This window comes from Granulicella sibirica (assembly GCF_004115155.1).
GTDB classification, from domain to species: domain Bacteria; phylum Acidobacteriota; class Terriglobia; order Terriglobales; family Acidobacteriaceae; genus Edaphobacter; species Edaphobacter sibiricus.
Map to the genome: position 1 here is coordinate 103,093 of NZ_RDSM01000003.1, position 25,419 is coordinate 128,511.

Genomic DNA, 25,419 nt, shown 5'->3' on the forward strand with positions numbered 1-25,419 from the left:
TCGGCAGCATGTTATGGGGGGCCGGCTTTTCCGGGGATGCTGCCGTCGAGGGATTTTAGGAACTCGACGAGGTCGAGGCGGTCCTGTGGGGTGAGGTGGATGGTCTTCATCTGGGGGTCGAGGTAGGGGTTGGAGTTGCCGCCTCCGGCGTAGAAGTCGACGACCTCTTTGAGGGTTTTGAGAGAACCATCGTGCATGTAGGGGGCAGTGCGAGAGATGTTGCGGAGGCTTGGGGTCTTGAACGCGCCCTGGTCGGTGACGACCTTGGTCTCGTGGTAGCGGCCTACGTCGGCGAAGCCGTTGTCTGAGGCGCCTTCGCCGATGTTGTGGAATTTGCCATCGGTCAAGAGCGCGGACTTGGGTCCGATGGTGTGACAGGAAGCGCAGTTGCCGCCCATGGGGTTGAGGAAGACGGCGAGGCCCCGGAGGGCGGCGGGGGTGAGGGCGGTCTTGTCACCGGCGTACTGGTAGCGGTCGAAGGGGGAGTCGCCGGAGAGGAGGGTGCGCTCGAAGCTGGCGAGGGCGTTGGTGACGCGGCCGATGGTGATGTCGGGCGTGCCGAAGGCCTGGGTGAAGGCGGGGCCGTAGGTGGGGTCTCCTGCAAGGCGGGCGACGGAGGCCTTGTGGGTGGAGTTCATCTCGACGGGGTCGGCGATGGGGCTGGCGGCCTGTTGTTCGAGGGTGAGGGCGCGGCCGTCCCAGAACTGGAAGGGGAGGTACGTGGCGTTGAGGAGGGTGGGGGCGTTGCGGACGCCGAGGGCTCCGTCGAAGCCCTTGGAGAGGCGGTTGCCGTCGGTGAAGGCGTAGCGGGGGTTGTGGCAGTTAGAGCAGGCGAGGAAGCTGCCCTTGGAGAGCCGGGTGTCGTAGAAGAGGCGGCGGCCCAGAGCTATGGTGGCTGTGGTTGGGGGATTATCCCCGGGGATCGGGACTGGCGGGAGGCCAAGGGGGGCTTCGATCGAGGTGGCGGAGCCGGTGGGCTTGTCACTGATGGGGTGACGGCATCCTGCGGTGAGGAGGAGGGTGAGCAGGACCTTCGATGGTGTGGAGATCGCTCGAAGCATTGAAGCCAATTTCCTTTGTCTCGGACGAGTTGTCTCGTTAGACGCGGATCCGCAGTTGTGGACGGAGGGGTCGCTACCCGTTTGCTATCTGATTTTACGGTGCGCGCGATACGGGACTATCCTGCGGCAGTTCGCGTTGCCGGGTGCGCGCGTGGAGGGCTGGTCGCGATGCGCTTGCCAAATCGAAGGGAGGGTTCTTCGAGAAAGACACAGAAAGCGTGGGAGACGGCCCATGTTACCAGGAGAAATAGCGTGACCAGGAGAGAGCGTGGGACCTTTCCGTAGAGCAGATTCAAGGCGACGAACAGCAGGGTGCCGTGGACCAGGTAGAGGCTATAGGAGATACGACCGAGGTATTCGAGAGCAGGTAGACGAAGGAAGGTCTGGAACGGAGGGTAGGAGAGCGCCAGCAGTACGGCTGAGCAGGCTCCGATCGTTACCACGATATCACTGTAGCTATGGAGCCGGAGGTGGAACATGATGTCGTATCCATAGCCGAGCATGAGAGCACCGACGACGGCAGAGGCCATTTTCAAAGGGGCCGGAGAGGTTAGCCATAGCTTTCTCAACGTCTCTCTCTGCCATGCGACTACGGCGCCGAAGACAAAGACCGCACCGTAGCGCAGCGTCTCCTGATACCAGTGGGAGTCGGGTAGATGGCTGGGAACGAGAGAGCCGACGAGATATGTCACGACAGCCAGCGTAAGAGAGAGCCATGGCCCGAGCTTACGAATGACAAGCAGAAGCAGAGGAAAGGCTATCGAGAGTTGAACCTCGTAGCGAAGAGACCAGAAAGCAGTATTGAGCCTGGAGTTGTGAGGCAGCAGAAATTGCGAGAAGAGAAAGGAAGGCGTGAGCGGCGTCTGCCAAGTTTCTTTGAACCAGTCGCCTAACGGCAGTTGCGAGAACAAGAAGAAGTGAGCGCAGATTGCGGCAAGGATGACGGAGGCGGCAAACGGGACGTAAATTCGGAAGAAGCGACGAATGAGGTAGGGGCCATAAGAACCGTTTTCGCCCTTGTTCCAAAAGGGAAGGCTTAGGACGAATCCGCTCAAAACGAAGAACAAGACCACTGCGGCGTGACCAGCGAAAAACGGAGCGAGAATCCTCGGGATCCTGTAGGAGAATGCCAAGCCGAGGTGATTAATTACGACGATGACCGCGGCCGCACCGCGGAGAGAGTCCAGCTCCACATACCTACCGTGCGTCGATCGTTCCGCTAACGACTCAGCTTGCTGGTCCATGCCGGGAGTATACCGACGATGTCTGGTTGCAGAGAACAAATCACTTCCCGGCAACCAGACGTCGAGAGGACTACCGTTGTGCCGGGAGCCAGGATTCGGCGGGGGCGGTTTTCCAGGTTACGGCGGGTGGCGGGACGGGTTGGCCGTCGGGTAGAGTGGTGGCGGGTTTGGAGACGGCTTCCTGGGCTTCGGGTCTTGTGACGGCGTTGCCGTTGGCGTCGGTGGTGTAGGGCTGCCACTTGGCGGGGCGGGGGCGCTGCGGGGCTCCGGGGGTGGCGGGACGAGGGCGGGCGTTGCCGAAGCCCTGCATGCGGAGGGAGGTCCACTTGTTGGCTTGCTTGACGGCATCGCTGGGGGGCTGGTTCCAGGGGTCGGCGGAGCGGCCGTTCAGGTCGTAGACGAACTTGCCATCTTTGATCGTGAGTTCGGCTACCAGTTTTTCGTGCGCCTGCATGACGTTGCCTCCGCCATCGACCAGGCCGAAGTTGCCCTTATCGATGCTGAGGACGGCTACGTCGGCGATAGAGCCTTCGGAGAGATTGCCGAGCTGGTTCTGTTGGACCTCGCGGGCGGGGTGCCAGGTGATGTCGGCGACGACCTCTTTCAGAGGCAGGCCCATGGCGAGGAACTTGTCGGCTGTGGTGAGGAGGTCTTTCATGCCGGCGTTCATGCTTTCGTAGTGGAGGTCGGTGGAGATGGAGTCGGGAACGAAGCCGGCCTTGATGAGGGGGACGGCGGTGCTGTAGTAGAAGCTGGACTGGCCGTGGCCTACGTCGAAGTAGATGCCGCGCTTGCGGCCCTCCCACATGCCTTTGCCGGGGCCTCCGGCTTCGGAGTCCTGCTCGCCGCGGCTGCCGCCGTACATGTGGGTGTAGATGTCGCCGGGGCGGAGCTTTTCTTCGAGGAGCTGGTAGAGGGGGCGCTCGATGCGGCGGGACCCGTAGTCGATCATGACGGGGATGTGGGCGATGTTGCCGGCGATGACAGCTTGTTCGTAGGGGGTCCACTCGGGGCCGGTAAAGTGGGCGCTTTTGACGCCGACGATGACGCCGGGATACTTGAGGGCCATTTCTCCGGTGGCCTTGCCGTCCATGTCGGCGGTGTTCTGCTCGATGCCGTCGTTGCCCATGCCCGCTCCGACGACGTTGAGCATGACGAGGACGCGGGTCTGCGCACGGTCGACGACGCGTTCTTTGAATTCGGGGAAGTTGCGCCAGCCGGAGGAGCCGGTGTCGACGATGGTGGTGACGCCATTGCGGAGGGTGAAGCCGTCGGGTGGGAGGCCCCAGTCGCCATTGTCGTAGGAGTTCTTGGCGAGGCCCCAGAAGACGTGAGTGTGGAGGTCGATGAGGCCGGGGGTGACGTAGAGGCCGGTGACGTCGACGGTCTTGATCGCGGAGGTGGCGGGAATGTTGGTCGCCACTTTGGCGATGTGGCCGTCCTTGATAGCTACGTCACGGAAGGCGTCGAGATTGTTCTTGGCGTCGATGACGTGGCCGTTCTTGAGGAGGAGGTCGTAGTCGTGGGGTGGCGGCGCGGCGGGGGTTTGGGCGGGGGCGAAGGTTGCGGTGAGGGCCAGGGCGAGGGAGAGACGAACGGCGTGCCTGTTCAATGGACGGTCCCCTTGAGGATCTTTTGCAGAGTCTTGGTGGGCGAGGTCGTGGGCCTGGGTAGGGCCGTGGCGGGCGGATTTTTGCTCTCCGTGTTGGCAGGCGGGGTGTGGGTATGGTTCACTTTCGGAATGTCCACTGTCGATTCCCGCCGTGACTTTCTCTGGATTGCGCCGCTTGCCGCCGCGATCAGTGTTGTGTTGCCTAAGAGCCTGCATGCTGCCATAGGTGCCGCGGCGTCTGCCCCGCCCGCGACGAACCCGGTGCCGTTCCAGGTGTTTAAGGCGGAGACGCTGGCCGCGTCGGAAAAGACGCTGGAGGCTGCTCCGGGGACTAAGAGCCTGATCGACGTGAAGGACTTGCCGGTGACGGTGGTGATGACGACCGAGACGGCGAAGGCTGCGAAGGAGTTCGAGTGGCACGAGGGGCGGGATCACGTGGTGCAGATTCTTGATGGATCGACGATGTATGAGCTTGGGGGGACGCCGAAGAACGGGCGGAATACGAAGCCGCAGGAGTGGCTCGCGCCGGAGTCCGAAGGGTGCTCGAAGGTGATGCTGGGTAAGGGCGATATGCTTCTGATTCCGCGGAGTACGCCGCACAAGCGGACGACTACGGGGAGCGTTGCAATCATTCTGATTTCGACGGTGGGGACGGTGACGTCCTGATCGCACCGGTCACCCTGAAGGGCGAGCATGTGGAGCTTGTGCCGCTTGCGATGGAGCATCTCGAGGGGCTGCGTGTCGCGGTGCGGGATGGGGAGCTTTGGCGGCTCTGGTATACGAGTGCGCCTGAGCCCTCGGCGATGCAGGCTGAGATCGAACGGCGGCTTGGGTTGCTAGCGGCGAGGTCAATGCTTCCGTTTACGGTGATCGATCCGGTGAGCGGGAAGATAGCAGGGATGACGACGTACATGAACGTCGACGCGGCGAACCGGCGGGTGGAGGTCGGGTCGACGTGGTATGCGCGGAGCGTGCAACGGACGGCGTTGAACACGGAGGCGAAGAGACTTCTGCTTGGGCATGCGTTTGAAGGGCTGGGGTGCATTGCGGTTGAGTTTCGGACGCACTTCATGAACCAGCAGAGCCGGCGGGCGATTGAACGACTTGGGGCTAAGCTGGATGGAATCTTGCGGTCGCACCAGGTGAGTCCGAATGGGACGGTGCGAGATACGTGTGTGTATAGCGTGATTGCCTCCGAGTGGCCTACTGTAAAGGCTCATTTGGGATGGCTGATGCGGAAGTATGACTAGAGGAGACAATCCGATGGCGATGATTGAGTTTGTACGGAACTATACGGATCACTCGACGGACCGGGGGTACCAGTTCCAGTTTCGGTGTGACCACTGCAGCAACGGGTACATGTCGTCGTATGACCCGTCGATCGTGGGGACGGCGGGTGGGCTGCTGCAGGCGGCGGGGAGCTTGTTCGGTGGGCTGCTGGGGAATGTCGGGAACTCGTCGTACGAGATTCAGCGGGCGATTGGCGGGCCGGCGCATGATCGTGCGCTGCAGAAGGCCGTGACCGAGGTGAAGGAGAAGTTCCGGCGGTGCCAGAGGTGCGGGAACTGGGTTTGCGCAGGGGTTTGCTGGAATGAGCGGGCCGCGCAGTGTACGGGATGTACTCCGAAGTATGAGCAGGAGGTGATCTCGATGCGGACGCAGGCGCAGATTCAGGCGACGCAGGAACAGTTGCAGGAGAAGGCGCATGGGGTGGATTACGTTTCGGGGATCGATATGAATCCGGACTCGCAGGTGAGATTCGATCCAACTTCGACGGCTCCGCCGATTGCGGCTCCGGTGCAGCGTGGGGGATTTTTGCCGCAGTCGATGCAGACGGGGGCACCGGCTGTGCCGGTGGCGTCGGCATCGGGCGGGTGGAGCGATGTTGGGGCCGGGTCTGCAGCAGTGGCTCCGGTCAGCCTGGGTGGGGCAGTGTGCGGGGCTTGTGGGGAGGCGCTGCATGGGGGCAAGTTCTGTTCGGGATGTGGGGCTCCTACGGCTCCTGTGCCGAAGAGCTGTGGGGCTTGCGGGCATGTTTCGGGAGTGGAGGCGCGGTTTTGTGAGGAGTGTGGGGGGCGGCTGGGGTAGGGCAGTACTATCATCGATCAAGGGGGTGACGGCATGACGACCGTAATCGAAATTCCGGATGAGGAGCTCGAAGCGATTCGTGGTGTGACGGCGAAGCTTGGCATCTCGCAGGAGGAGTTTCTCCGGCGGGCTGTTACAGCGTCGCTTTGTCGCATCGGAAACCGGAACCCGTCGACGCTTTTGGCGCGCTCGCGGGAAAGATTGAAGACGGGCTCGTATATCAGGAACGGATCCGGAGCGAGTGGTAATGGTTCGAAGAGGCGTGCAGGAGCCTCAGATTTACGACACGAATATCCTGATCGATTGCCTGAAGGGCGTGCAAGCCGCAAGGCTAGAGGTCGACGCCGCATTGGATCGTGCAATGAGCACGATGACCTGGATTGAAGTGATGGTCGGGGTTCCCCCCGAGTCAGACGAGGTGGTCAGGGTTTTTCTGGGTTCCTTCGAGCTGCTCCCTATAACACCCGAGGTCGCGGAGCGTGCTGTCCTCATCAGGAAGACGATGAGGATCAAGTTACCGGATGCGATCATTCTGGCGACTGCCCAAGTGAATGAGCGCATTCTCGTGACGCGAAACACGAGGGACTTTGGGGTCGTGACGGAAGGTGTTCGAGTTCCGTACCCATTGTAGTTGAGATATAGGGTCAACGATTTGGGGTCGAGGACTCGCCGGTGGGGGTGATGTTGCCGGGGCCGCCTACGGGGTGGAGGGTGGGGATGCGTTCGTCTACGGGTGGAAGCGCGGGGAAGGGCATGTGGGGCTCGGTTTGGTACCAGTAGGCAACCGAAGAGTAGTTGTCGGAGCGGTGGTTGGCGTGGCCGTGCTCGATGGTGGCCTTCATGCTCTTCGAGAACGGGATGGGCGAGTCGAGGTGGAAGCGGTAGACGCTGCTGCGGGCGCCGGCCTGTTCGCGGCCGACTAGCGGCGCCCCGTAGAGTTGATAGGAGAAGGGGGAGCCGAAGTCCCATGCGCCGAGGAAGTAGTCTTCGGAGCCGGTTCCTGCGATGGCGGGGGTGGTGGCTCCGTCGATGTAGAACATGTCGTTTCCTTCGCCCCACCAGCCGTCCTGGTTCTGGAGCACGGACATGGTGACACCGACGTAGTGGCCTTCGCCCTTGGCCTCGAACCAGACGAAGTTGCCGTCGCCGGTGGTGTTGCGCTTGTAGTTCACGAGTGGGTCGCCGTTGCCGTACCACTCGCCGGTCCAGCCCTTGTTGGGTGAGGCCTGGCGGTACTGGGCGTGGAAGTAGAGAGTGTGGGGCGGGAGCGGGTGGGTGTCGGTGCGGTACTCGATGTTGTAGTAGACGCTTCCGGCCCCCATCTTGCCCTCGTTGGTGAGGGTGACGCGGGCGTGCTTCGCGAAGGGCATGGGGAAGAAGGAGTTGAGCGCCTTGCTGCTGCCGACGGAGAGCATCTCGGACTGCCAGTTGAGGTAGTCACCGGTGCCGAGGCCGAAGAAGTCGCCGATGGGGGCTTCGACGCTTGGGGTGGATTCGTTGTCCCAGAAGATGCGGAGGACGATGCGCTTGAGGTGGTAGGACTCGTTGTCGGCGATGGTGAACCATAGATGCGAAAGCATGCCGGGACCGTCGGCGTCGAGGACGGTGCGGGTCTCGCCGGGGTTGAGGCCCTTGGCGTCGGCGTTGGCGCCGGTCTCTTCCTTGCTGGTGGCGCGGTGGAGGGTGTACGTCTGGCGCTGGGTGAGGTCTGGCCATCCGGAGTTCTGGGCGAGGGCTGGGGAGGTGGCGAGGAGAGTGAGGGCGAGCTTCAGCGAGAGATTGAGGCGCATGTGCTTCGTCTTTCTCCTGTTTCTCTGGGTGCGATTTTCGGGGGACGGTTGGGGATCACTATAGCGGGGCGGGTTTGGCGTTGGCAACGATGCCGGGGCGTTTTGCTAGATGCAACATGGATGACGTAGGATCGGTCGCAATTGATGTTTCGGGGGATTTTGGTGCGCGGACTCCGGTGTGTTGTGTTGGCGGGCGTGGTTCTTTGGCAGGCGGCGACGGTTGCTGCATTCGGGCAGGCGCCTACGGCGGCGAGTCTACAGGGTTTGACCGCGCCACCGCCTTCAGCGAAGACGATCCACCTAAAGCATGTGCTCGTGATCGGGCAGACCAAGGGGTGGGAGCATGACTCGGTGTCGGCGACGATGGCGGCGATCTACAACATGGGGAAGACAACCGGGTTGTGGGATACAATGCTGCGGACCGATACGGAGCTTCTGACGAAGAAGGAGCTCAAGGTCAATGCGAAGAATTTGAATTATTTTGACGCCATTGTGTTCGCGAGCACTACGGGTGAGCTTGATCTTGACGACAGCCAGAAGAAGGACTTGATGTCGTTCATCAAGGAGGACGGTAAGGGCTTTGTGGGAGTTCATGCCGCGCTCGATACGAACTACAAGTGGCCGGAGTATGGGGAGATGATCGGGGGGTACTTCGATCAGCATCCGTGGATGACGTTCAACGCGCCGATCCTGAATGAGGATCCGGAGTTTCCGGCGACGCGGCACTTTCCGAAGGCGTTTGTGAAGTATGACGAGATCTATCAGCCGATGACGTGGTCGCGGGACAAGGTGCATGTGCTGCTGACGCTCGATGCGAGCAAGCTGAACTACAAGGACAATCCGAGAATTCATCGGACGGATAATGACTTTGCCGTGGCGTGGACGCATCAGTATGGCAAGGGGCGGGTGTTTTACTCGACGCTTGGGCATACGGAGGAGGCGTGGGAGGATCCGGATATTCTTAGGATGTACAGCGAGGCGATCAAGTGGTCGCTGGGGATGACGGAGGGAAGTACTATGCCTCGGCCACGGCCTGCGGATGCTCCGAATCGGCCTTAGGCAGCGGCAAGAACAGACGCAGGTCCTTCGACTGCGCTGCGCTTCGCTCAGGATGACAGTTTTGTGATGGTGTGACGGAAGGCAACAGCAGATTCCTTTCGGGAATGACAACCAAAAGGGCAACAGCAACTGCGGAAGGTGTGAGTCTGGTGAGTACGAAGAGAATTGGGATGGGGCTGATTGGCCCGGGATTTGTGGCGGCGCATCATATCGACGCGGTTCGGCGTTTGGGCAATGTGGATGTGGTGGCGCTGGCTGGGTCGTCACAGGCTTCGGCCGAGAAGAAGGCCAAGGATTTCCGGGTCGACAAGGCTTATGGGAGCTATGAGGCTTTGCTGGCCGACCCTTCGATCGATGTGGTTCACAACACGACTCCGAACTATATGCATCTTCCGGTGACGCTGGCTGCTCTGCGGGCGGGGAAGCATGTGATCTCCGATAAGCCGCTGGCGCTGAACGCGAAGGAAGGCCTGGAGCTTCGGGATGCGGCGCTGGCTTCGGGTAAAGGCCATGTGGTGACGTTCAACTATCGCGGAAACCCGCTGGTGCAGCAGGCCCGGCAGATGGTTTCAAAGGGCGAGATGGGGGATGTGACGTTCGTCCATGGGCATTATCTGCAGGACTGGATGGCGGATCCCGGGGTGTACTCGTGGCGGTCCGATCCTTCAAAGGGTGGGTTGACCTCGGCGCTTGGGGATATCGGCTCGCACTGGTGCGACCTGGCGGAGCATATGGCCGGGGTGAAGATCGTGTCGGTGCTGGCAGAGTTGACGACGGTAATCTCGACGCGGTTTTCGGCGGGAGCTTCGGCCGAGGCGTTTACGGTTGGTGGTGGCGGCGAGCGGACTGCGGTGACGGTGCAGGCGGAGGATCTGGCGACCGTGCTTCTGCGGTTTGAGAAGGGCGTGAAGGGCGTGTTGTCGGTAGGGCAGGTGCTGCCGGGGCATAAGAACGATCTGCAGGTCGAGGTGAATGGGCGGAACGGATCGTTGAAGTGGCTGCAGGAGAGGCAGAACGAACTTTGGATCGGACATCACGATAAGCCGAACGAGATGATGGCAAAGGATCCATCGCTGGTGGCTCCCGAGGTGCGGAAGTACGTGCATCTGCCGGGTGGGCACCAGGAGGGTTGGGCGGATGCATTCTTCAACCTGATCAGCGATGCGTATGAGTGGATTGGCAATGGGGCGATCCCGGCGGAGAAGCCGGGGATGCTGCCGACGTTCGAGGATGGGTACAGGTCAACGTGCCTTGTGGAAGCGATGTTGAAGAGCCATGCGTCCGGCGGGGTCTGGACGGATGTACAGCATGTAGTGGGAGGACGTTGATGAAGCTTGGAGTGTTTACCGCACTGTTATCGCAGATGCCGCTCAAGGATGTGTTGGCGAAGTTGAAGGCTGCCGGTCTGGATTCGGTGGAGTTGGGCACGGGGAACTATCCGGGCGATGCGCATTGCAAGCTGTCGATGCTCGAAGATGCCGCGGCGCTGAAGACGTTCAAGCAGACGGTCGCCGATAGCGGGCTGACGATCAGCGCGTTGAGCTGCCATGGGAACTCGCTGCACCCGAATCCGGCGATCGCTAAGGAGATGTCGGAGACGAACCGGAAGACGATCCTACTGGCCGAGGAGCTTGGAGTTTCTACGGTCATCGACTTCTCCGGGTGTCCGGGAGATCAGCCGGGAGCGAAGGCTCCAAACTGGGTGACGTGCCCGTGGCCGCCGGAGTACATGGACATTCTTAAGTGGCAGTGGGACGAGGTGGTAACGCCGTTCTGGATTGAGCGGGCGAAGTTTGCCAAGGACCATGGAGTGAAGGTTGCGATCGAGATGCATCCGGGGTTCGTGGCCTATAGCCCAGAGACGATGCTGAAGCTGCGTTCGATTGCGGGGGATTCGATCGGATGCAACTACGATCCGAGCCATATGTTCTGGCAGGGCATCGATCCGATTGCGGCGATCCGGGTGCTGGGGGATGCGATCTTCCATGTGCATGCGAAGGATACGCAGATGTATCCCGCTAACCTCTCGAAGACAGGCGTGCTGGATACGAAGCCGTACACGGATGAGCCGAACCGCGGATGGATCTTCCGGACGTGCGGGTTCGGGCACGGGGCGGAGTGGTGGAAGGAGTTCGTGTCGACGCTGCGGATGTTCGGGTATGACGGCACCTTGTCGATCGAACACGAAGACAGCCTTCTTTCTCCCGAGGAAGGCCTGCGGAAGGCATCTGACTTCCTGAAAGAGATTGTGATCCGGGAAGCTCCGACGGCCGCCTGGTGGGTCTAGGGCGGTCCGTTGGACGGATTGGAAGTGGAGTGCCGGGTTTGGACAAACGTTCGACCGGATGGTTTGGAGGGCTATGAGGCGCAGCGATCGGGTTCGTTCTGAGGGTGGAAGGCCGAAGGTAGCGGCTCTGGTCGCGGGGCTGGTCCTCGCCGGGTTTGCACTGACTATGTCGTGGGCTTGGCAGGGGCGGGTGTATGCCGCTTCTTCGAGCTCGACGACTACGCAATCACCTGGTGCGACGCCTGTCGATCCGGCTGGCGAGAAGGTGTATCTCGCTAACTGCGCGATGTGTCATGGGAAGCAGCGGGAGGGCTTGCTGCATGCTTTTCCGACGCTTGTCGGCGTAAAGAAGCAGCTTTCTGACGATCAGATTACGGACCGGATTCATCACGGCAAGGGCAACATGCCCGCGTTCCCCAAGATCGAGGGCGCGGACCTGAAGGCGCTGCTGAGCTTCCTGGGGAGCGATCCGCTTCCGCTGACGGGAGTCCCGGCGACTGGGGCACAGAGCCAGATTCATTCGGATGGAACGCCGGATCCGGGGGCGCAGTTGTTCCAGGGGAACTGCGCTTTCTGCCATGGGCGCGATGCGGGTGGTGGGGAGTCGGGTCCGGATCTGACGCGATCGCGGCTGGTGCGGTCGGACAAGAACGGCGAGAAGATCAACGATGTGGTGAAGAACGGGCGGCGCGATGGGAAGATGCCGGCATTCAACTTCTCCGAGGCCGACCTGGCGTTGATCGACGGGTTTCTGCATGGGCAGGTGAAGAAGGCAATGAGCGCGAAGCCCGGTGGGCGCAAGGGTGTCGATGTCGAGGACCTGCAGACGGGTAACGTGGCAGCCGGGAAGGCTTACTTCAATGGGGCGGGCGGGTGTGCGAAGTGCCACTCGCCGACGGGGGACCTGGCGGGAATCGCGACGCGGTATGAGGGGCTTGAGCTCGAGATGCGGATGCTGTATCCACGCGATGTCGTGAGCAAGGTGATGGTGACTCTGCCCTCGGGCGAGAAGCTTGCGGGGACCGTGGCTTATCAGGATGAATTTGTCTTAGGTATGCGGGACGCGAAGGGGAGTTATCACTCGTGGCCGGTCGGTGAGATCAAGTTCGCGGTCGACTCACCGGTGGATGCGCATGCCGAGCAGTTTCCGAAGTACACGGATGACGATGTCCATAACCTGATGGCTTACATCCAGACCCTGAAGTGAACGTGTGCGACTGAGAGAGCGGTTTATGACGCGTTTGATGAAGTCGTTGATGCTGATGTTGGTTGTGATGGCAGCGGGCCGGGTGTGGGCGCAGGATCTGGAGGCGGCGGAGTTGCTGCATCCGTCTACGAGCTGGCCCGGGTATCATGGCGACTACACGGGGCAGAGGCATAGTCCGCTGACGCAGATTACTCCGGGTAATGTGGGCACACTTGGGCTGGCTTGGGCGTTCCAGACGAATCAGGCTGCGCTGATTAAGGCTTCGCCACTGATGGTGGATGGGGTGATCTACTTCACCGTGCCGGACAACGTGTGGGCGGTCGATGCACGGACAGGGCACATGCTTTGGAAGTACACGTATCCACCGAACCCGGGGCTGCACATCGGCAACCGTGGCGTAGGGATGTACAAGGGCACGATCATGTTTCTCACGCCGGACTGCCACCTGATCGCGCTCGATGCGCGCAATGGCAAGGTGCTTTGGGAGACCGTGGTCGCGGATGTGAAGAAGGGTTACTGGACGACGGAGGCTCCTCTCATCGTGGGGAACCATGTGCTGGTGGGGGTCTCGGGGGACTCGGATAATATCCAGCTATTTTTGAAGGCGATCGACGCGGATACCGGCAAAGAGCAGTGGCGTTGGGATGCGAGTCCTCCGGCAGGCACTCCGCACGAGACGACAGGTGGAGCGACGTGGATGACCGGGACCTATGATCCGGTGCTGAAGCTGATCTATTGGGGCACAGGGAATCCGACGCCCGTCTTGAACGGGGAGGTGAGACCGGGCGACAACCTGTACACGTGCAGCATCGTGGCGCTTGATCCGGAGACGGGCAAGCTGGTGTGGGCTTTTCAGCCGTCGCCCCACGATACGCACGACTGGGATGCGGTGGAGACTCCAGTGCTGGTGGATGGTGACTTCCATGGCAAGCCGACGAAGATGCTGATGCAGAGCTCGCGGAATGGGTACTTCTTCGTGCTGGATCGGACAAATGGGAAGGCGTTGCTGACGACACCGTTCGGCCCGGTGAACTGGGCTAAGGGGATCGACGCGAAGGGCCAGCCGATTCCCGATCCGGCGAAGGAACCGGCCCCGGATGGACGGCTGATCGCACCGGATGAAGGTGGCATGACGAACTATCGGTCGCCGAGCTTCGATAAGAAGACGGGTTTGTTCCTGGTGGATTCGCATCCGAGCTGGAGCGTGTACTTCACGAAGCCTGCCGATGGAACGTATGGATGGGCAGGTGCCGACTACGGGGTCTGGGGTAAGGCAGAGCTTGATGCGATCGACTACCAGACAGGGAAGATCAAGTGGTCGCACTTTCTTGGTAAGAACGGCGCGGGGGCGGGCGTGCTGACAACCGAGTCTGGTGTGGCGTTTACCGGGGATGCTTACGGGAACGTGTTGGCACTCGAAACGGCCACGGGGAAAACGCTTTGGCATGCAGCGCCAGGGCCGCAGATGCAGAGTTCGCCAGCGAGTTATGCGCTGGATGGCAAGCAATATGTGCTGACGAGCAGTGGGAGCGTGTTGTTTGCGTGGGCTCTTCCTGAGGTCACAGAGATCGCTAAGAGTGCGGGGCATAAGGGCAAAGCCGCGCGGTAAGCGGGCTTTTTATCGCAATTGCGGTAGACGTGTCTCCTAGCGCAGGGGTAAATTGTGCTTGCACGCTGGCATGGACTCTAACCCGAGGAGATAACGATGAGCCTTCGCAAATGCCTGATTTCGGCAATGGTTTTTCTTACGTTTGGTGTTCCGGCAAACACGGTTCTTGGTCAGAACCAGCAGCCTGGGCCGATGTGGTCGCAGGAGGATGCGCTTCGCATTGGCAAGGAGATTCAGAAGAAGCTCGCCGGGCTGACAAATTATGGCGTCTTCGACTGGATGACGTTTGGGGATCAGGGTAAGACCGTCGTGCTGCGCGGGTTTGCCTCGCGGCCAACGCTCAAGTCAGATGCCGAGAACGCGGTGAAGAATATCCCGGGCGTGGAGAAGGTGGGTAACCAGATCGAGGTTCTGCCGAACTCACCGAATGACGATCGCGTTCGTGCGGCGGTCTACAACCGGATCTACACGCAGGCCACTTTGCGGAAGTACAACGCGAATGCGGGTTCGCTGGCGCGGGCGATGGGGCCGGGTGGGCGGAGTGTGGCGTTCATGGCTGGCGGGATCACGAATCAGCCGCCGATTGGATACCACGCGATTCACATCATCGTGAAGAACGGGAATGTGACGCTGTATGGGGTGGTGCTGAACCAGTCGGATGCGGCGATTGCTGGGATGCAGGCAAACTTTGCGCCGGGCGCTTTCAGTGTCGACAACGATTTGATCGTGCAGGGATCGGTGTCGAAGGGTGCCGCGAAGTAGGTGGCGTGGGGAGTTATCATCGGGTAACGAATCTCAATCTTCTTCGATGGGAACGCGATCCTGGTGAATGTGGTGCGTTGGCTGAGCGGTGTCGGCTTTGTAATTCTTCTTACGAGTCTGCCCGGATTTGGGCAGGCGGCGGCAGACCGCGGGGCTGAGGTCTTCGGGCGAAGCTGCGCTGGATGCCATGGGGCAGATGGCAAGGGAAGCGATCGTGGGCCTTCGATCGCTACGATGCCGACGACGATTGCGCGTTCGGATGCGGATTTGATTGGGATTGTGCATGACGGGATCTCCGGGAAGGGGATGCCTCCGTTCAGCTTTCTTGGCGATGATTCGATCACAGCGGTGGTGAAGCATCTCCGTGCGCTGCAGGGTGTGAAGGTGGGTGCGGTTGATGCTCCGATCACTGGGGATGCGGAGGCTGGAAGGGCTGTCTTCTTTGGTAAGGCAGGATGCTCAACGTGCCACATGGTGAAGGGTGAGGGCGGGTTTATCGCGTCGGACATGACGGCGTATGGGCAGAGCCGTGGGGTTGAGGCGATCAAAAAGGCCATCGTGTCTCCGGACGCGGAGGTGCCGCGCGAGGCGCGAGTGGTCGAGGTGAAGACCGGGAGAGGCGAGAAACTGGTAGGGGTGCTGCGGTCCGAGGACAACATCAATCTCGCGGTGCAGACGGAGGATGGGCGGTATCACTTCCTTCGGCGTGACGGACTTGCGGATGTTACGTATATGGGCCGCTCGCTGATGCCGCTGGATTATGGCACGCGGTTGTCGGCGACGGAACTGGATGACCTTGCGGCCTTCCTGATTGTGACGAGCAAGAGCGCTCCGGTGGAGACGGTAGTGAAGAAGCGGCGGGGTGGCAATTGAAGATCAGGCTTGGTTTGGGTTGTGCGCTTGCTGCGTTGGTTTCGGGGATGGCACTTGGGCAGAGTGGTGTTGTCGATGTGAAGCAGGGTGATCTGCTGCAGAAGGAGATTCGGGAGAACTGGGTCTCCTATAACGGCGATTACACGGGGAAGCGGTATAGCTCGCTGACGGAAGTGACGCCTGCGAATGTGAAGCAGCTTGGGGCGAAGTGGATCTTCCATACGAAGAACGCGGGTGTGCTGCAGGTGACGCCGGTGGTGGTGGCGGGGGTGATGTTTGTTACCGGGTCGAACGATGCGTACGCGCTCGATGCGAAGACGGGGAAGCAACTCTGGCATCATGCGCGCGGTGTGTCGACGGGGCTGATCGATGATGCTTCGGGACATATCAATCGCGGCGTCGCGGTGCTTGGCAGCAGGCTCTACATGGAGACGGATAATGCGCACCTGCTGTGCCTGGATGCACGGTCGGGAAATGTGATCTGGGATGTTTTGTACGCGACGGGGAATAAGAACTTTGGGGCGACGAGCGCTCCGCTGATTGTGAAGGATAAGGTGCTGGTGGGGACGTCGGGTGGGGACGATGGCGTGCGTGGGTTTATTGCCGCGTTCGATGTGAAGACAGGCAAGGAGGCGTGGCGGTTCTGGACGATTCCGGGGCCGGGGGAGAAGGGGTCGGAGAGCTGGCCGGGGGAGATGTATCTGCATGGCGGCGGGACGACGTGGATGCCGGGGACGTACGATCCGGAGCTGGATACGATCTTCTGGGGGACGGGGAATCCTTCGCCGGACTTCGATGGGAGTGTGAGGCCGGGGGATGATTTGTACACGAGCTCGCTGCTTGCGCTCGATCCGGATACGGGGAAGCTGAAGTGGCATTTTCAGTTCAGCCCGCATGATCTGTATGACTATGACGCGGTGCAGACACCGGTGCTTGTGGATGCGGAGTTTAAAGGCAAACGCCGCAAGCTTGTGGTGACGGCGAATCGTAACGGGTTTTTATACATACTGGATCGGACGACGGGAGAGTACCTGTTTTCGAAGCAGTTCATCATGATCCAGAACTGGGCGAAGGGGATCGATGCGCATGGGCGGCCGATCTCGGCTGGGCTGATTCCAGATGCGAAGGGCGTGACGGTGTGCCCGAGTTATGGGGGCGGCACGAACTGGTATTCCCCGAGTTATAGCCCGGGGACGGGGATGTTTTACTTCCGGTCGCTGGAGGATTGCAGCCTGTTCAAGGCAAAGACGGAGGGTTTTGAAGAGGGGCGGGAGTACTACTCTACGGGGGCGAGTAAGCCGTTGAACCATCCACCGAACGTTGGGTATATCAATGCGTTCGATCTGAAGACTCTGGACTTTGCGTGGCGCGACAAGCAGGCGGGTGGGGATCATGCGACGGCGGGCGTGATGTCGACGGCGAGTGGGTTGGTTGCGTTCGGCAACGATGCGGAAGAGTTCGAGATCGACGATGCGAAGACGGGGAAGCCACTTTGGGCGTTCAGTCCTGGGCAGGCGATGCATGCTTCTCCGATGGCGTATGGGGTTGAGGGCAAGCAGTACTTCGCGGTGGCGGCGGGCGATAACGTCATCGCGTTTGCTCTGCCGTAGGTCTTCAATTTTCGGGTATGGTTCGCTCTTTGTTCGCTTAGAATCAGGATGTGACAATTCTGGGGACAGAGAGCGACGATCTGCGCCTGACGCCTCAGTTCGAGGCTGGCGGATCGCCGTTGCAGCGGAAGATCGTGCACGTGGACATGGACGCGTTCTATGCGTCGGTCGAGCAGAGGGACGATCCGGGGCTGCGGGGGCGTCCGGTGGTGGTGGCGTGGAGGGGTCGGCGATCGGTTGTCTGCGCGGCGTCGTACGAGGCACGGAGGTTCGGGGTGCGGTCTGCGATGCCTGCGGTGACGGCGGAGAGGCTTTGTCCGGAGGCGGTGTTCGTGCCGCCGGACTTCGTGCGGTACAAGGCGGTGTCGCGCGCGGTGCGGGAGATCTTTCTGCGGCATACGGATCTGGTGGAGCCGCTGTCGCTCGATGAGGCTTATCTCGATGTGACGGAGAACAAGACTGGCTTGCCGACGGCGACGCGGGTGGCGAAGAAGATCCGCGAGGAGATATGGGAGGAGACGTCGCTGACCGCTTCGGCGGGGGTGGCTCCGAACAAGTTCCTGGCGAAGATCGCGTCGGACTGGCGGAAGCCGAATGGGTTGTTTGTGATTCAGCCGAAGGATGTAGAGGCGTTCCTGGTGCCTCTTCCCGTTGGGCGGATCCCGGGCGTGGGGAAGGTGACCGAGGCGCGGATGAAGGAGTTCGGGATTGCCACGGTGGGGGATCTGCTGGCGTGCGATCTGGCTACGCTCGAGGGGTACTTCGGGCGGTATGGCGGGAGGCTGCACCAGCTTGCGCGCGGGGTTGATCATAGCCCGGTGGTTCCGGACAGGAACTCGAAGTCGATCTCGGCGGAGGATACGTTCGAGCGGGATATTCCGCTGGCGGAGACGGATGAGGTGATCCGGAAGCTGGCGGACAAGGTGTGGAATGCTTCGCGGCGGGATGCGCGGGTGGCGCGGACGGTGGTGCTGAAGCTGAAGACGGCGGAGTTCGCCAGCATGACGCGGAGCCACACGCCGGTGAAGCCTCCGGAGTCGGTGGAGGAGTTGACGGAGATCGCGCTTGGTTTGCGGGAGCGGGTAGAGATGGGTTCAGGGCAGAGGTTCCGGTTGGTGGGTGTGGGGCTGAGTAACTTTCGTGAAGCGGTGGAAGAAGCTGTACCGTCGCTGCTGGCTGATTGATTTTGCTTGCGTGTTCGGGTGTTTTCCCGGACACTCGGATTGTTAACTCACAATCCATAAACAAGCATCAGGGAGACCCACACAGATGAGCCTCACCCGGCGTATTTTTCTGCAGCGACTGGCACAGGTTGGCGGATATTCCGCAGCGTTTTCGGCGATGCATGCGCTTGGGCTGACGCCAAGCTCAGGAGTTTCGCCTTTGCCGGAGCTTGCGGCAGACTTCGGCAAGGGCAAGACAGTGTTGATCCTGGGGGCTGGGATCGCGGGACTTACGGCTGCTTACGAGATGTGTAAAGCGGGTTTCTCGTGTACGGTGCTCGAGGCTCGGGAGAGGCCGGGTGGGCGGTCGTGGTCGGTGCGGGACGGGTCGGTGGTGGAGTTTACGGACGGGACGAAGCAGACGTGCTCGTGGGGCGGCGGCGGGTATCTGAACGCGGGACCGGCGAGGATTCCGTCGATCCATACGCACCTGCTGGACTACTGCGCGAAGCTTGGGGTGCCGCTCGAGGTCGAGGTGAACGTGTCACGGTCGGCGCTGATGCAGGCTCCGGGGCTGAATGGCGGCAAGGCGGTTCCGCAACGGCAGGTGATTCACGATACGCGTGGGTATCTCGCGGAGCTGCTGTCGAAGGCGGTGAAGAAGAGTGCGCTCGACGAGGAGCTGACCGCGGACGAGAAGACGCAGATGCTCGACTTCCTGATGGGGTTTGGGGATCTCGGGACGGACGGGAAGTACACGGGCACCATGCGTGGCGGCTTTGTGACGCCGCGTGGGGCGGGTCCGGCAAAGCATGTGCTGAACAAGCCGCTGAGCCTGAAGGAGCTGCTGGTGGCGGACTTCTCGAAGGGTGAGCTATACGAGGAGCAGATCGACTGGCAGGCGACGATGTTCCAGCCGATTGGCGGTATGGACCAGATCGGGTATGGGTTTGTGAAGGCGCTGCCGAAGGAGATGATCCAGTACAACTCGCCGGTGGTGGATATTGCGACGTCGTCAAGTGGGGTGACGGTGACCTACACGTGTGCAGGCGCGACGAAGACGGCGAAGGCGGACTTCTGTATCTGCACGATGCCTATCTCGGTGCTGGCGAAGACGAAGAACAACTTCACGGCGAAGACGCAGGCGGCGTTCTCGGGCATGCCGATGACGGCGCTGTACAAGATTGCGTGGGAGTCTCCGCGGTTCTGGGAGACGGAGAGCCGCATCTATGGCGGGATCTCGTTCCTGAAGCACCCGGTCGACCTGGTCTGGTATCCGAGCGCGAAGATGTTCTCGCCGACGGGTGTGATCGTGGCTGGGTTCAACTCCGAGCGCGAGGATTCGGGCGGGTTAGGGATGGGAGGTACGAACAGCTTCAAGCCGACGGAGTTTGGTGCGCTGCCGACGCATGAGGCGAAGCTCAATGCTTCGCGGAGTGCGGTGGAGACGCTGCATCCGGGTAAGTCACATCTTCTGACCAAGCCGATTTATATCCAGTGGAGCAGCATTCCTTACTCGCTTGGGTGCTTCGCGAATAACCATTTGGCTTCGAGCGATGGGGCGTATGCGCAACTCGAGACGGTCGAGGGACGGACATACTTTGCCGGGGACTATCTTTCGCATCTGGTGGGCTGGCAGGAGGGCGCGGTGCTTTCGGCGCATCATGCGATCGAACGGATTGCGATGCAGGTGAAGGCTTAGCGGGTGATGATTTTTCGTTCCCTGGTTGGATTGCTGCTGGTGGGGGTCCCAGTTCCGTGCGTGGCGCAGAGGGTTGCGCTGCGCGGGACCGTGGTGATGGCGTCGGGGCCGGTGGTGCAGGGGACGGTGCTGATCGACGGGTCCAGGATTGTCGCGGCGGGGGCTGACGTCAAGGTTCCGGCCGGAGTGAAGGTCGTCGAGACGGGTGGGATTATCTATCCGGGGTTGATCGATCTGCATGACCACGTGACTTGGAATGCGCTTGGGCGATGGAGCGCGGGAGTAAAGTCTGGTGCGCGGTATGACTGGCAGCAAATGCCGGAGTACCAGATGGCTCTGGGTGTTCCGCATATGAAGATGGTGGCGGAGGGGAATGGATGCGCGGCGGAGCGGTATGCCGAGGTAAAGTCGCTGGTGGGTGGGGCGACGTCGCAGGCCGGGCTTTCTCCGCGTGACCTGACGGAGCCGGGGATGACGGTGGCTCCGGAGAGTGTTCCGGCGCATTGCCTGGGTGGATGGGTTAGAGAACTTGGGGTGGCTTCGCGGCTGGATGGGGGCGAGACGCTGCGGTACGAGGTGTTTCCGCTTGGGCTGGATCAGGTCCAGGTCACGATGCTTGCCGGTGGTCTCAAAGACGGGACGATCAAGGCGGCGATGTTTCACATTGCCGAAGGGGATGCGCAGAACGCGAGTGCGCGGCGTGAGTTCGGAATGCTGAAGGCGCGGGGGCTATTAGTGCCAGGGGTCAGCATCATTCATGGGGTGGCGCTGAGCGAGGCGAACTTCGCGGATATGGCGAAGGCGCATGTGGGCCTGGTGTGGTCGCCAAGGAGCAACTTCGAGCTGTATGGGAGCACGGCGAATGTGGCGGGAGCGAAGCGGGCAGGGGTGACGATGGCGATCGCGCCGGACTGGAGCCCGACGGGGTCGGATGGGATGCTGGAGGAGTTGAAGTACGCAGCGACGTGGAATGCGACGCAGGATTCGCCACCGTTTACGGATCGTGAGTTGTTCGAGATGGCTACGCGGAATGCGGCGGGGCTTGGCGGAATCGGGGCGCAGACGGGCGAGATCGCGGTGGGGAAGAGGGCGGACCTGCTTGTGCTGATGAGTGCCGACGGCGATCCGTACGGGGCGCTGGTGCATGCCTCGGTGGGGGATGCTGCGATGGTAATGGTGGATGGGGCGGCGGTGTATGGAGATGCGGGGTTGATGAAGCAGGTGCGGGGCGGGGCGGGGGCTGCGTTGCTGAGCGTGTGCGGGAGGGCGAAGGAGCTTGGGGTGGGCTCTGATGCCTGGACGGCTACCGTGGCGGAGCTGACGGCTGGGTTGGGGCGGTGGGGTGCGGGGTTGTCGGGGTTGGGGCATTGCCGGTAGGGCTGGTGCGGGTGGTCAACGGCGGGGGCTAGTGCTTGAGGGCTACGGGGTCGACCCGGGCTGAGTCGGGGAGAATCTGCAAGGTTGATTCGTCTACCGGTTCAAAGTCTTCGGATGCGATGGCGGTAAGCTTGTGCAGGTCGTGGTCGTCCCAGCGCCGGTCGGGGACGCCGGTGAGGAACATGGGGCTCCCGTTATCGGCGAGGAACATGCCGTAGCGTTTTAGAGCCGTGAGAATGACCTGGTTGGTTTTCGAGTATTTGGAGAGATCGAAGTCGGCCCGGAGACGGAAGCGGATGCCGAGTGGCGGGAGATTGGCGTCCATGAGATGCGATGCGTCGTGGCGGGCCGGCCAGATGTGGGACTTCTGTGTGTGGGGCAGGGTGAAGCGGAGGGCGTGGGTGATCTGGCCGGAGGCGACCTCGTCGTAGCGGACGAGGCCGGGGAGAATGGGCAGACCGGCGGCGTCGGCGGAGGTGAAGCCGTCGGTGCGGAGGGCGTTGCTGGTGAGGTCCATGCGGATGCCGGAGCCGGCAAGCCAGCCATCCTGCTGGGGTCGGGCAAGCCATAGCTCGTAGAGGAGGCAGCGCTCGGAGTCGATGACGAGGATGTGGTGATCGGAGTCGGTGCTGTAGCGGTTGCCCTCGATGGGGGCGTTGGGTGGGATGGGGTAGCGGCCGAGGTCGCTCTCTTCGCGGTTGTCGAAGGTGACGGTGCCGGGGAGGGTGCCGGGAGGGGCTTCGGTGAAGGGAATGCCGCTGGCCATGTCGGTTCCGAAGTCGGGGTGGAGGGGCTTGAGGGGGCCGATGCTGTCGGTGTAGCGGTCTGCGCGCGGGTCTTTGGGCAGGGTGTCGATGGGGATGTTCCAGACGTTATCGGCGGGGAAGATGGGGCACGGGCCGATGTGGGGCACGGAGGCGAGGGGCTGAGATGATGCCTGCGCCACTTCGGTGTGGATGCCGCGTTCGTCCGGGAGGGACCGGCAGACGAGGAGGACGGTCGCGCTGGCCAGAAGGAGAGATGCCATTGCTCCCAGCTTCAAGAATGGCATGTGTTTGGACTGCATGGTTCCCCTTCGGAGCGTTGGGTCTTCGCTGCATGCGACGTGACCGCGGAGGAGAGATGCGTTGCGCAATCTGCTCCGGACGCCAGCGTGTGCCCGGCCCCTCTTCCATCATAGGGCTCCGGCAGAGGGTTCCGAGGGGAGAGTGGCTTATTCCGAGGTGAAAGAGCCTGCGGGGAGTCCGGCTGCGTTGTAGAGCCAGTCGTTGACGGTTCCGGTCCAGGCATAGCGGACGTACCTGGGCGCGGGGACGGATGGGGAGCTGAGGAGGATGGTGTTCTTCTCGATGGTTCCGGTTGCGGGGACGTACTTGCGATCCGCGCCGGCGATCTCGAAGCCGCCGAGGGGCTTGCCCTTGGTGGTGAGGCCTTCGGCGTGGGAGAACCAGACGCGCATGGCGCTTCCTTCTGGGGTGGCTTCTACGAAGAGGGGTGAGGTGCCTTCGAGCTTTTCGCCGTAGACGTCCTGGAGGGCGCTTAGAGCGAGACGATTGCCGACGGTCTGCTTGTCGGGCGGGTGGATGTTGGCGGCGAGGCCGACGTCGAGGGTGACGGCCATGCCGGTTCCGCCAAGCTCGAGGGTGCGTCGCTGGGCGTCGCGGAGGGTGCCCCACTCTGTGCCGTTGCCGAAGCTGGAGATCTGCACGAAGAGGAAGGGGAACTCGCCCTGCGCCCACTGGCGGCGCCAGTCCTGGATGAGAGCGGTGAGGACGCGGTTGTAGTTGGGGGCGCGCTCGGCGGAGGCGTCGGTCTCGCCCTGGTACCAGATGGCTCCCTTGATGGTGTACATCGTGTAGGGGGCGATCATGGCGTTGAAGAGGGTTCCGGGTGTCCAGCTTCCGCCATGGTCGCTGGGAAGGCGCGGGTGGGTGGGGAGGGGTTTGCCGGCGGCTTTGAGGGCGGCATCTTCGATGGCGTATCGGGCTTTGAGGGCGTCGGCGGAGCCCTGGTCCTGGGCGATCTTTCCGGCGTCGGTGGCGACGGACGGGAGGTTGGCGTAGGCGATGCCCTGGGGGCTGATCCAGGAGTGCGCGGGCGTGCCTCCCCAGGTGGTGTCGATGAGGCCGATGGGGACGTGCTCCTTGTTCGAGATCTCGCGGCCGAAGAAGTAGGCCACGGCGGAGAAGTCCTTGGCCGTATCCGGGGTGCATTGGGTCCAGGTGTCCTCGGAGTCGCCGAGCGGGGTGGCGGAGGTGCGCTTCTTCTGGAGGAGAAGGCGCAGCTTCGGCTGGCTGGCGGCGGCGATCTCTTTCTCCTGATCCTTGAGGGGTGCGCCGTTGAAGCCTTTGAGGGGCATCTCCATGTTGGATTGGCCGGAGGCGATCCAGACGTCGCCGACGAGGATGTCGGTGCGCTGCAGGGGCGTCGCGGTGGCGTCGCCGGAGACTGTGAGGGTGAAGGGGCCGCCGGCGGCTTCCGGCTTGAGCCAGGCCTCCCAGAGGCCGAAGGTGTCGGCCTGGGCGGTGACGGTCTGGCCGTGGAACTTGACGGTGACGTTCTCGGAGGGGGCGGCCGAGCCCCAGATGCGGACCGGCTTCTCACGCTGGAGGACGGCGTGATCGGAGAGGACATGGGGAAGGGCTACTTCCGCGGCGAGGGGGGAGGCGGTGCAGAGCGTCGCGAGGAGCAGGGTTGCGGCAAGGCGCATGGATATCTCCGGGGTGAAATCCATACCATCATGGGTGACGCAGAGGATGTGTGCAAGCAGAGCACTGCGCGGCTGTGGTTTGTACGGTCTCCACCTATTGGTTGATCCGCACCTTCGGCCAGCGTCGCTATACTGGCTTGCCTACGAGCTGTACACGAGGCGAGCCATGTCGGAAGAAGCGAACCCACGACGCCCGAAGCGGAAGACATATGTCCCAAAGCCCGAAACACTTGCCCTGCTGAAGGTTTCCGGCAACCCGATCAATGGGCTGGGAGAGACAACGGTGCGAAGGCCGTCGCCGTTCTTCTGGCATCCACCGGATCAGCATCCGTATGAGGAGTTGCAGAACGTTGCGAGGCTGAGTTCGCGGAAGTGCCCGGGGTCGGGGCCGGCGTTTATGGCGGCTTATAACTATCCTGAGCTGGTCCCGGTGGCCGAGGAGCGGAGTGGGGCTTCGGCTGAAGAGCTTACAGCCGGGGCGAGGGAGTTCGCATTGAGCCACGAGGCGGATGACTTCGGCGTGGCGGCGATGGATCAGCTTTATGTGTTCGAGGGATACACGGTCGAGGAGCCATGGGTGATCGTGCTTGCGCTTGCGCATAACTACGACCGGCTGAAGGAAGTTCCGTCAGACGAGACGAATGGCGTGGGAGTGGTGGATATCGGCGATCAGTATGCGCGGGGCACGCGGTCATCGTATGGACTGGCGAATTGGATCCGGTCGCAGGGATATAACGCTCATGCGTACCCAGGGCCGTCGGCGAATGCGCTGGTGCTGATTCCACCGGCGATTGCGGCTGGATTGGGCGAGCTGGGGAAGCATGGGTCTCTGATCAGCAGGCACTTCGGCTCGGGGGTGCGGCTTGCCGGGGTGACGACGGATATGCCGCTGGTGGCGAGTGGGTCGAGCCGCTTCGGGGCGGATGACTTCTGCAAGAGCTGCCAGGTGTGTACACGGGCGTGTCCGCCGGGCGCGATTTCGGAGGAGAAGCAGATGGTGCGCGGGATGGAGCGGTGGTATGTCGACTTCGATAAGTGCATTCCATACTTCGCGGAGGCGGCGTCGTGCGGGATCTGCATTGCGGAGTGCCCGTGGACGCGGCCGGATGTGAGGCCTAAGCTACTGGCGACGATGGCTCGGCGTGGAGTGGTCGCGGGGGCTGCATCTTGGATGTAGTTAACTTCTCGCTGCCAGAGTCGGGGGCTTGTTTCCGATGCTGATGCGTCCGATGGCCTCGGGACGAAATGTCGCCAGACCTATAGCA

At 61.8% G+C, this 25,419-nt stretch carries 22 protein-coding genes; 16 read left to right on the forward strand and 6 right to left on the reverse strand.

All coding sequences use genetic code 11. The features are described 5' to 3' along the window. Positions 1–11: 11 nt before the first annotated feature. From GRAN_RS17340 to GRAN_RS17350, 3 genes are all read right to left on the reverse strand, one after another. The gene (locus GRAN_RS17340) at positions 12–1,061 is read right to left on the reverse strand and encodes a cytochrome-c peroxidase (RefSeq protein ID WP_128914321.1); all 1,050 of its coding nucleotides are present in this window, start codon (positions 1,059–1,061) and stop codon (positions 12–14) included. A 116-nt stretch (positions 1,062–1,177) separates the two neighbouring features. Beyond that, positions 1,178–2,305, reverse strand: a complete 1,128-nt coding sequence (locus tag GRAN_RS17345) for an acyltransferase family protein (RefSeq protein ID WP_128914322.1) — start codon at positions 2,303–2,305, stop codon at positions 1,178–1,180. A 70-nt stretch (positions 2,306–2,375) separates the two neighbouring features. Then, positions 2,376–3,917: an amidohydrolase/deacetylase family metallohydrolase gene (locus GRAN_RS17350; RefSeq protein WP_241654890.1), complete on the reverse strand. Its 1,542-nt coding sequence runs from the start codon at positions 3,915–3,917 to the stop codon at positions 2,376–2,378. Between the two features lie 129 nt (positions 3,918–4,046). On the opposite strand from GRAN_RS17350, the gene GRAN_RS17355 reads away from it, so the two are divergent. The 4 genes from GRAN_RS17355 (at position 4,047) to GRAN_RS17370 (ending at position 6,636) form a co-directional block, all read left to right on the forward strand. Next, complete coding sequence (locus GRAN_RS17355; RefSeq protein WP_128914324.1) at positions 4,047–4,583, forward strand: hypothetical protein; 537 nt, start codon at positions 4,047–4,049, stop codon at positions 4,581–4,583. 29 nt (positions 4,584–4,612) lie between these two features. After that, a complete protein-coding gene (locus GRAN_RS17360; protein WP_241654891.1) occupies positions 4,613–5,167 on the forward strand; it encodes a GNAT family N-acetyltransferase in 555 nt (184 codons plus the stop codon). 13 nt (positions 5,168–5,180) lie between these two features. Next, positions 5,181–6,005: a zinc ribbon domain-containing protein gene (locus GRAN_RS17365; protein ID WP_128914325.1), complete on the forward strand. Its 825-nt coding sequence runs from the start codon at positions 5,181–5,183 to the stop codon at positions 6,003–6,005. Positions 6,006–6,252: 247 nt separating this feature from the next. Beyond that, positions 6,253–6,636 (forward strand): type II toxin-antitoxin system VapC family toxin, encoded by a 384-nt coding sequence (locus tag GRAN_RS17370; protein WP_128914326.1) that lies wholly within the window; start codon positions 6,253–6,255, stop codon positions 6,634–6,636. A 13-nt stretch (positions 6,637–6,649) separates the two neighbouring features. Here GRAN_RS17370 and GRAN_RS17375 read toward each other — a convergent pair whose 3' ends face one another. Further along, on the reverse strand, positions 6,650–7,795 hold the full coding sequence (locus tag GRAN_RS17375) for a glycoside hydrolase family 172 protein (RefSeq protein WP_128914327.1): 1,146 nt from the start codon (positions 7,793–7,795) through the stop codon (positions 6,650–6,652). Between the two features lie 162 nt (positions 7,796–7,957). Between GRAN_RS17375 and GRAN_RS17380 the strand changes: the two genes are divergently transcribed. From GRAN_RS17380 to GRAN_RS17430, 11 genes are all read left to right on the forward strand, one after another. Next, positions 7,958–8,854 (forward strand): ThuA domain-containing protein, encoded by an 897-nt coding sequence (locus tag GRAN_RS17380; RefSeq protein ID WP_241654892.1) that lies wholly within the window; start codon positions 7,958–7,960, stop codon positions 8,852–8,854. Positions 8,855–9,024: 170 nt separating this feature from the next. After that, a complete protein-coding gene (locus GRAN_RS17385) occupies positions 9,025–10,182 on the forward strand; it encodes a Gfo/Idh/MocA family protein (protein WP_128914329.1) in 1,158 nt (385 codons plus the stop codon). Continuing rightward, positions 10,182–11,141, forward strand: coding sequence for a sugar phosphate isomerase/epimerase family protein (locus GRAN_RS17390; RefSeq protein WP_128914330.1), 960 nt, complete (start codon positions 10,182–10,184; stop codon positions 11,139–11,141). Before GRAN_RS17385 ends, GRAN_RS17390 begins: the two co-directional genes overlap by 1 nt. Positions 11,142–11,214: 73 nt before the next feature. Continuing rightward, positions 11,215–12,348, forward strand: coding sequence for a c-type cytochrome (locus tag GRAN_RS17395; protein ID WP_206662799.1), 1,134 nt, complete (start codon positions 11,215–11,217; stop codon positions 12,346–12,348). 25 nt (positions 12,349–12,373) lie between these two features. Next, a complete protein-coding gene (locus tag GRAN_RS17400; RefSeq protein ID WP_128914332.1) occupies positions 12,374–13,957 on the forward strand; it encodes an acido-empty-quinoprotein group A in 1,584 nt (527 codons plus the stop codon). Positions 13,958–14,053: 96 nt separating this feature from the next. After that, positions 14,054–14,719 (forward strand): BON domain-containing protein, encoded by a 666-nt coding sequence (locus GRAN_RS17405; RefSeq protein WP_128914333.1) that lies wholly within the window; start codon positions 14,054–14,056, stop codon positions 14,717–14,719. Positions 14,720–14,782: 63 nt separating this feature from the next. Further along, positions 14,783–15,592: a c-type cytochrome gene (locus GRAN_RS17410; protein WP_128914334.1), complete on the forward strand. Its 810-nt coding sequence runs from the start codon at positions 14,783–14,785 to the stop codon at positions 15,590–15,592. Beyond that, the gene (locus GRAN_RS17415; RefSeq protein ID WP_241654894.1) at positions 15,589–17,202 is read left to right on the forward strand and encodes a pyrroloquinoline quinone-dependent dehydrogenase; all 1,614 of its coding nucleotides are present in this window, start codon (positions 15,589–15,591) and stop codon (positions 17,200–17,202) included. The genes GRAN_RS17410 and GRAN_RS17415 overlap by 4 nt, the downstream gene beginning before the upstream one ends. A 50-nt stretch (positions 17,203–17,252) precedes the next feature. Then, a complete protein-coding gene (dinB, locus tag GRAN_RS17420; protein WP_479680603.1) occupies positions 17,253–18,386 on the forward strand; it encodes a DNA polymerase IV in 1,134 nt (377 codons plus the stop codon). Between the two features lie 85 nt (positions 18,387–18,471). Next, entirely contained in the window at positions 18,472–20,067 is a 1,596-nt protein-coding gene (locus tag GRAN_RS17425; protein ID WP_128914335.1) for a flavin monoamine oxidase family protein, read from the forward strand. 6 nt (positions 20,068–20,073) lie between these two features. Then, positions 20,074–21,444, forward strand: a complete 1,371-nt coding sequence (locus GRAN_RS17430; RefSeq protein WP_128914336.1) for an amidohydrolase family protein — start codon at positions 20,074–20,076, stop codon at positions 21,442–21,444. Positions 21,445–21,472: 28 nt separating this feature from the next. On the opposite strand, the gene GRAN_RS17435 is transcribed toward GRAN_RS17430, so the two are convergent. Together GRAN_RS17435 and GRAN_RS17440 are read right to left on the reverse strand one after the other, a co-directional pair. Further along, on the reverse strand, positions 21,473–22,471 hold the full coding sequence (locus GRAN_RS17435) for a hypothetical protein (RefSeq protein WP_241654901.1): 999 nt from the start codon (positions 22,469–22,471) through the stop codon (positions 21,473–21,475). Between the two features lie 186 nt (positions 22,472–22,657). Beyond that, positions 22,658–24,154, reverse strand: coding sequence for a sialate O-acetylesterase (locus tag GRAN_RS17440; protein WP_128914337.1), 1,497 nt, complete (start codon positions 24,152–24,154; stop codon positions 22,658–22,660). Positions 24,155–24,320: 166 nt separating this feature from the next. On the opposite strand from GRAN_RS17440, the gene GRAN_RS17445 reads away from it, so the two are divergent. Then, complete coding sequence (locus GRAN_RS17445; protein WP_128914338.1) at positions 24,321–25,331, forward strand: 4Fe-4S dicluster domain-containing protein; 1,011 nt, start codon at positions 24,321–24,323, stop codon at positions 25,329–25,331. Positions 25,332–25,419: the final 88 nt, after the last annotated feature.

Bases quoted from the DNA above. Each gene is read 5' to 3' on its own strand.
- GRAN_RS17340 (WP_128914321.1), bottom strand. From the start codon at position 1,061: ATGCTTCGAGCGATCTCCACACCATCGAAGGTCCTGCTCACCCTCCTC.
- GRAN_RS17345 (WP_128914322.1), bottom strand. From the start codon at position 2,305: ATGGACCAGCAAGCTGAGTCGTTAGCGGAACGATCGACGCACGGTAGG.
- GRAN_RS17355 (WP_128914324.1), top strand. From the start codon at position 4,047: ATGTCCACTGTCGATTCCCGCCGTGACTTTCTCTGGATTGCGCCGCTT.
- GRAN_RS17365 (WP_128914325.1), top strand. From the start codon at position 5,181: ATGGCGATGATTGAGTTTGTACGGAACTATACGGATCACTCGACGGAC.
- GRAN_RS17370 (WP_128914326.1), top strand. From the start codon at position 6,253: ATGGTTCGAAGAGGCGTGCAGGAGCCTCAGATTTACGACACGAATATC.
- GRAN_RS17375 (WP_128914327.1), bottom strand. From the start codon at position 7,795: ATGCGCCTCAATCTCTCGCTGAAGCTCGCCCTCACTCTCCTCGCCACC.
- GRAN_RS17385 (WP_128914329.1), top strand. From the start codon at position 9,025: ATGGGGCTGATTGGCCCGGGATTTGTGGCGGCGCATCATATCGACGCG.
- GRAN_RS17390 (WP_128914330.1), top strand. From the start codon at position 10,182: ATGAAGCTTGGAGTGTTTACCGCACTGTTATCGCAGATGCCGCTCAAG.
- GRAN_RS17395 (WP_206662799.1), top strand. From the start codon at position 11,215: ATGAGGCGCAGCGATCGGGTTCGTTCTGAGGGTGGAAGGCCGAAGGTA.
- GRAN_RS17400 (WP_128914332.1), top strand. From the start codon at position 12,374: ATGACGCGTTTGATGAAGTCGTTGATGCTGATGTTGGTTGTGATGGCA.
- GRAN_RS17405 (WP_128914333.1), top strand. From the start codon at position 14,054: ATGAGCCTTCGCAAATGCCTGATTTCGGCAATGGTTTTTCTTACGTTT.
- GRAN_RS17425 (WP_128914335.1), top strand. From the start codon at position 18,472: ATGAGCCTCACCCGGCGTATTTTTCTGCAGCGACTGGCACAGGTTGGC.
- GRAN_RS17430 (WP_128914336.1), top strand. From the start codon at position 20,074: ATGATTTTTCGTTCCCTGGTTGGATTGCTGCTGGTGGGGGTCCCAGTT.
- GRAN_RS17435 (WP_241654901.1), bottom strand. From the start codon at position 22,471: ATGGCATCTCTCCTTCTGGCCAGCGCGACCGTCCTCCTCGTCTGCCGG.
- GRAN_RS17440 (WP_128914337.1), bottom strand. From the start codon at position 24,154: ATGCGCCTTGCCGCAACCCTGCTCCTCGCGACGCTCTGCACCGCCTCC.
- GRAN_RS17445 (WP_128914338.1), top strand. From the start codon at position 24,321: ATGTCGGAAGAAGCGAACCCACGACGCCCGAAGCGGAAGACATATGTC.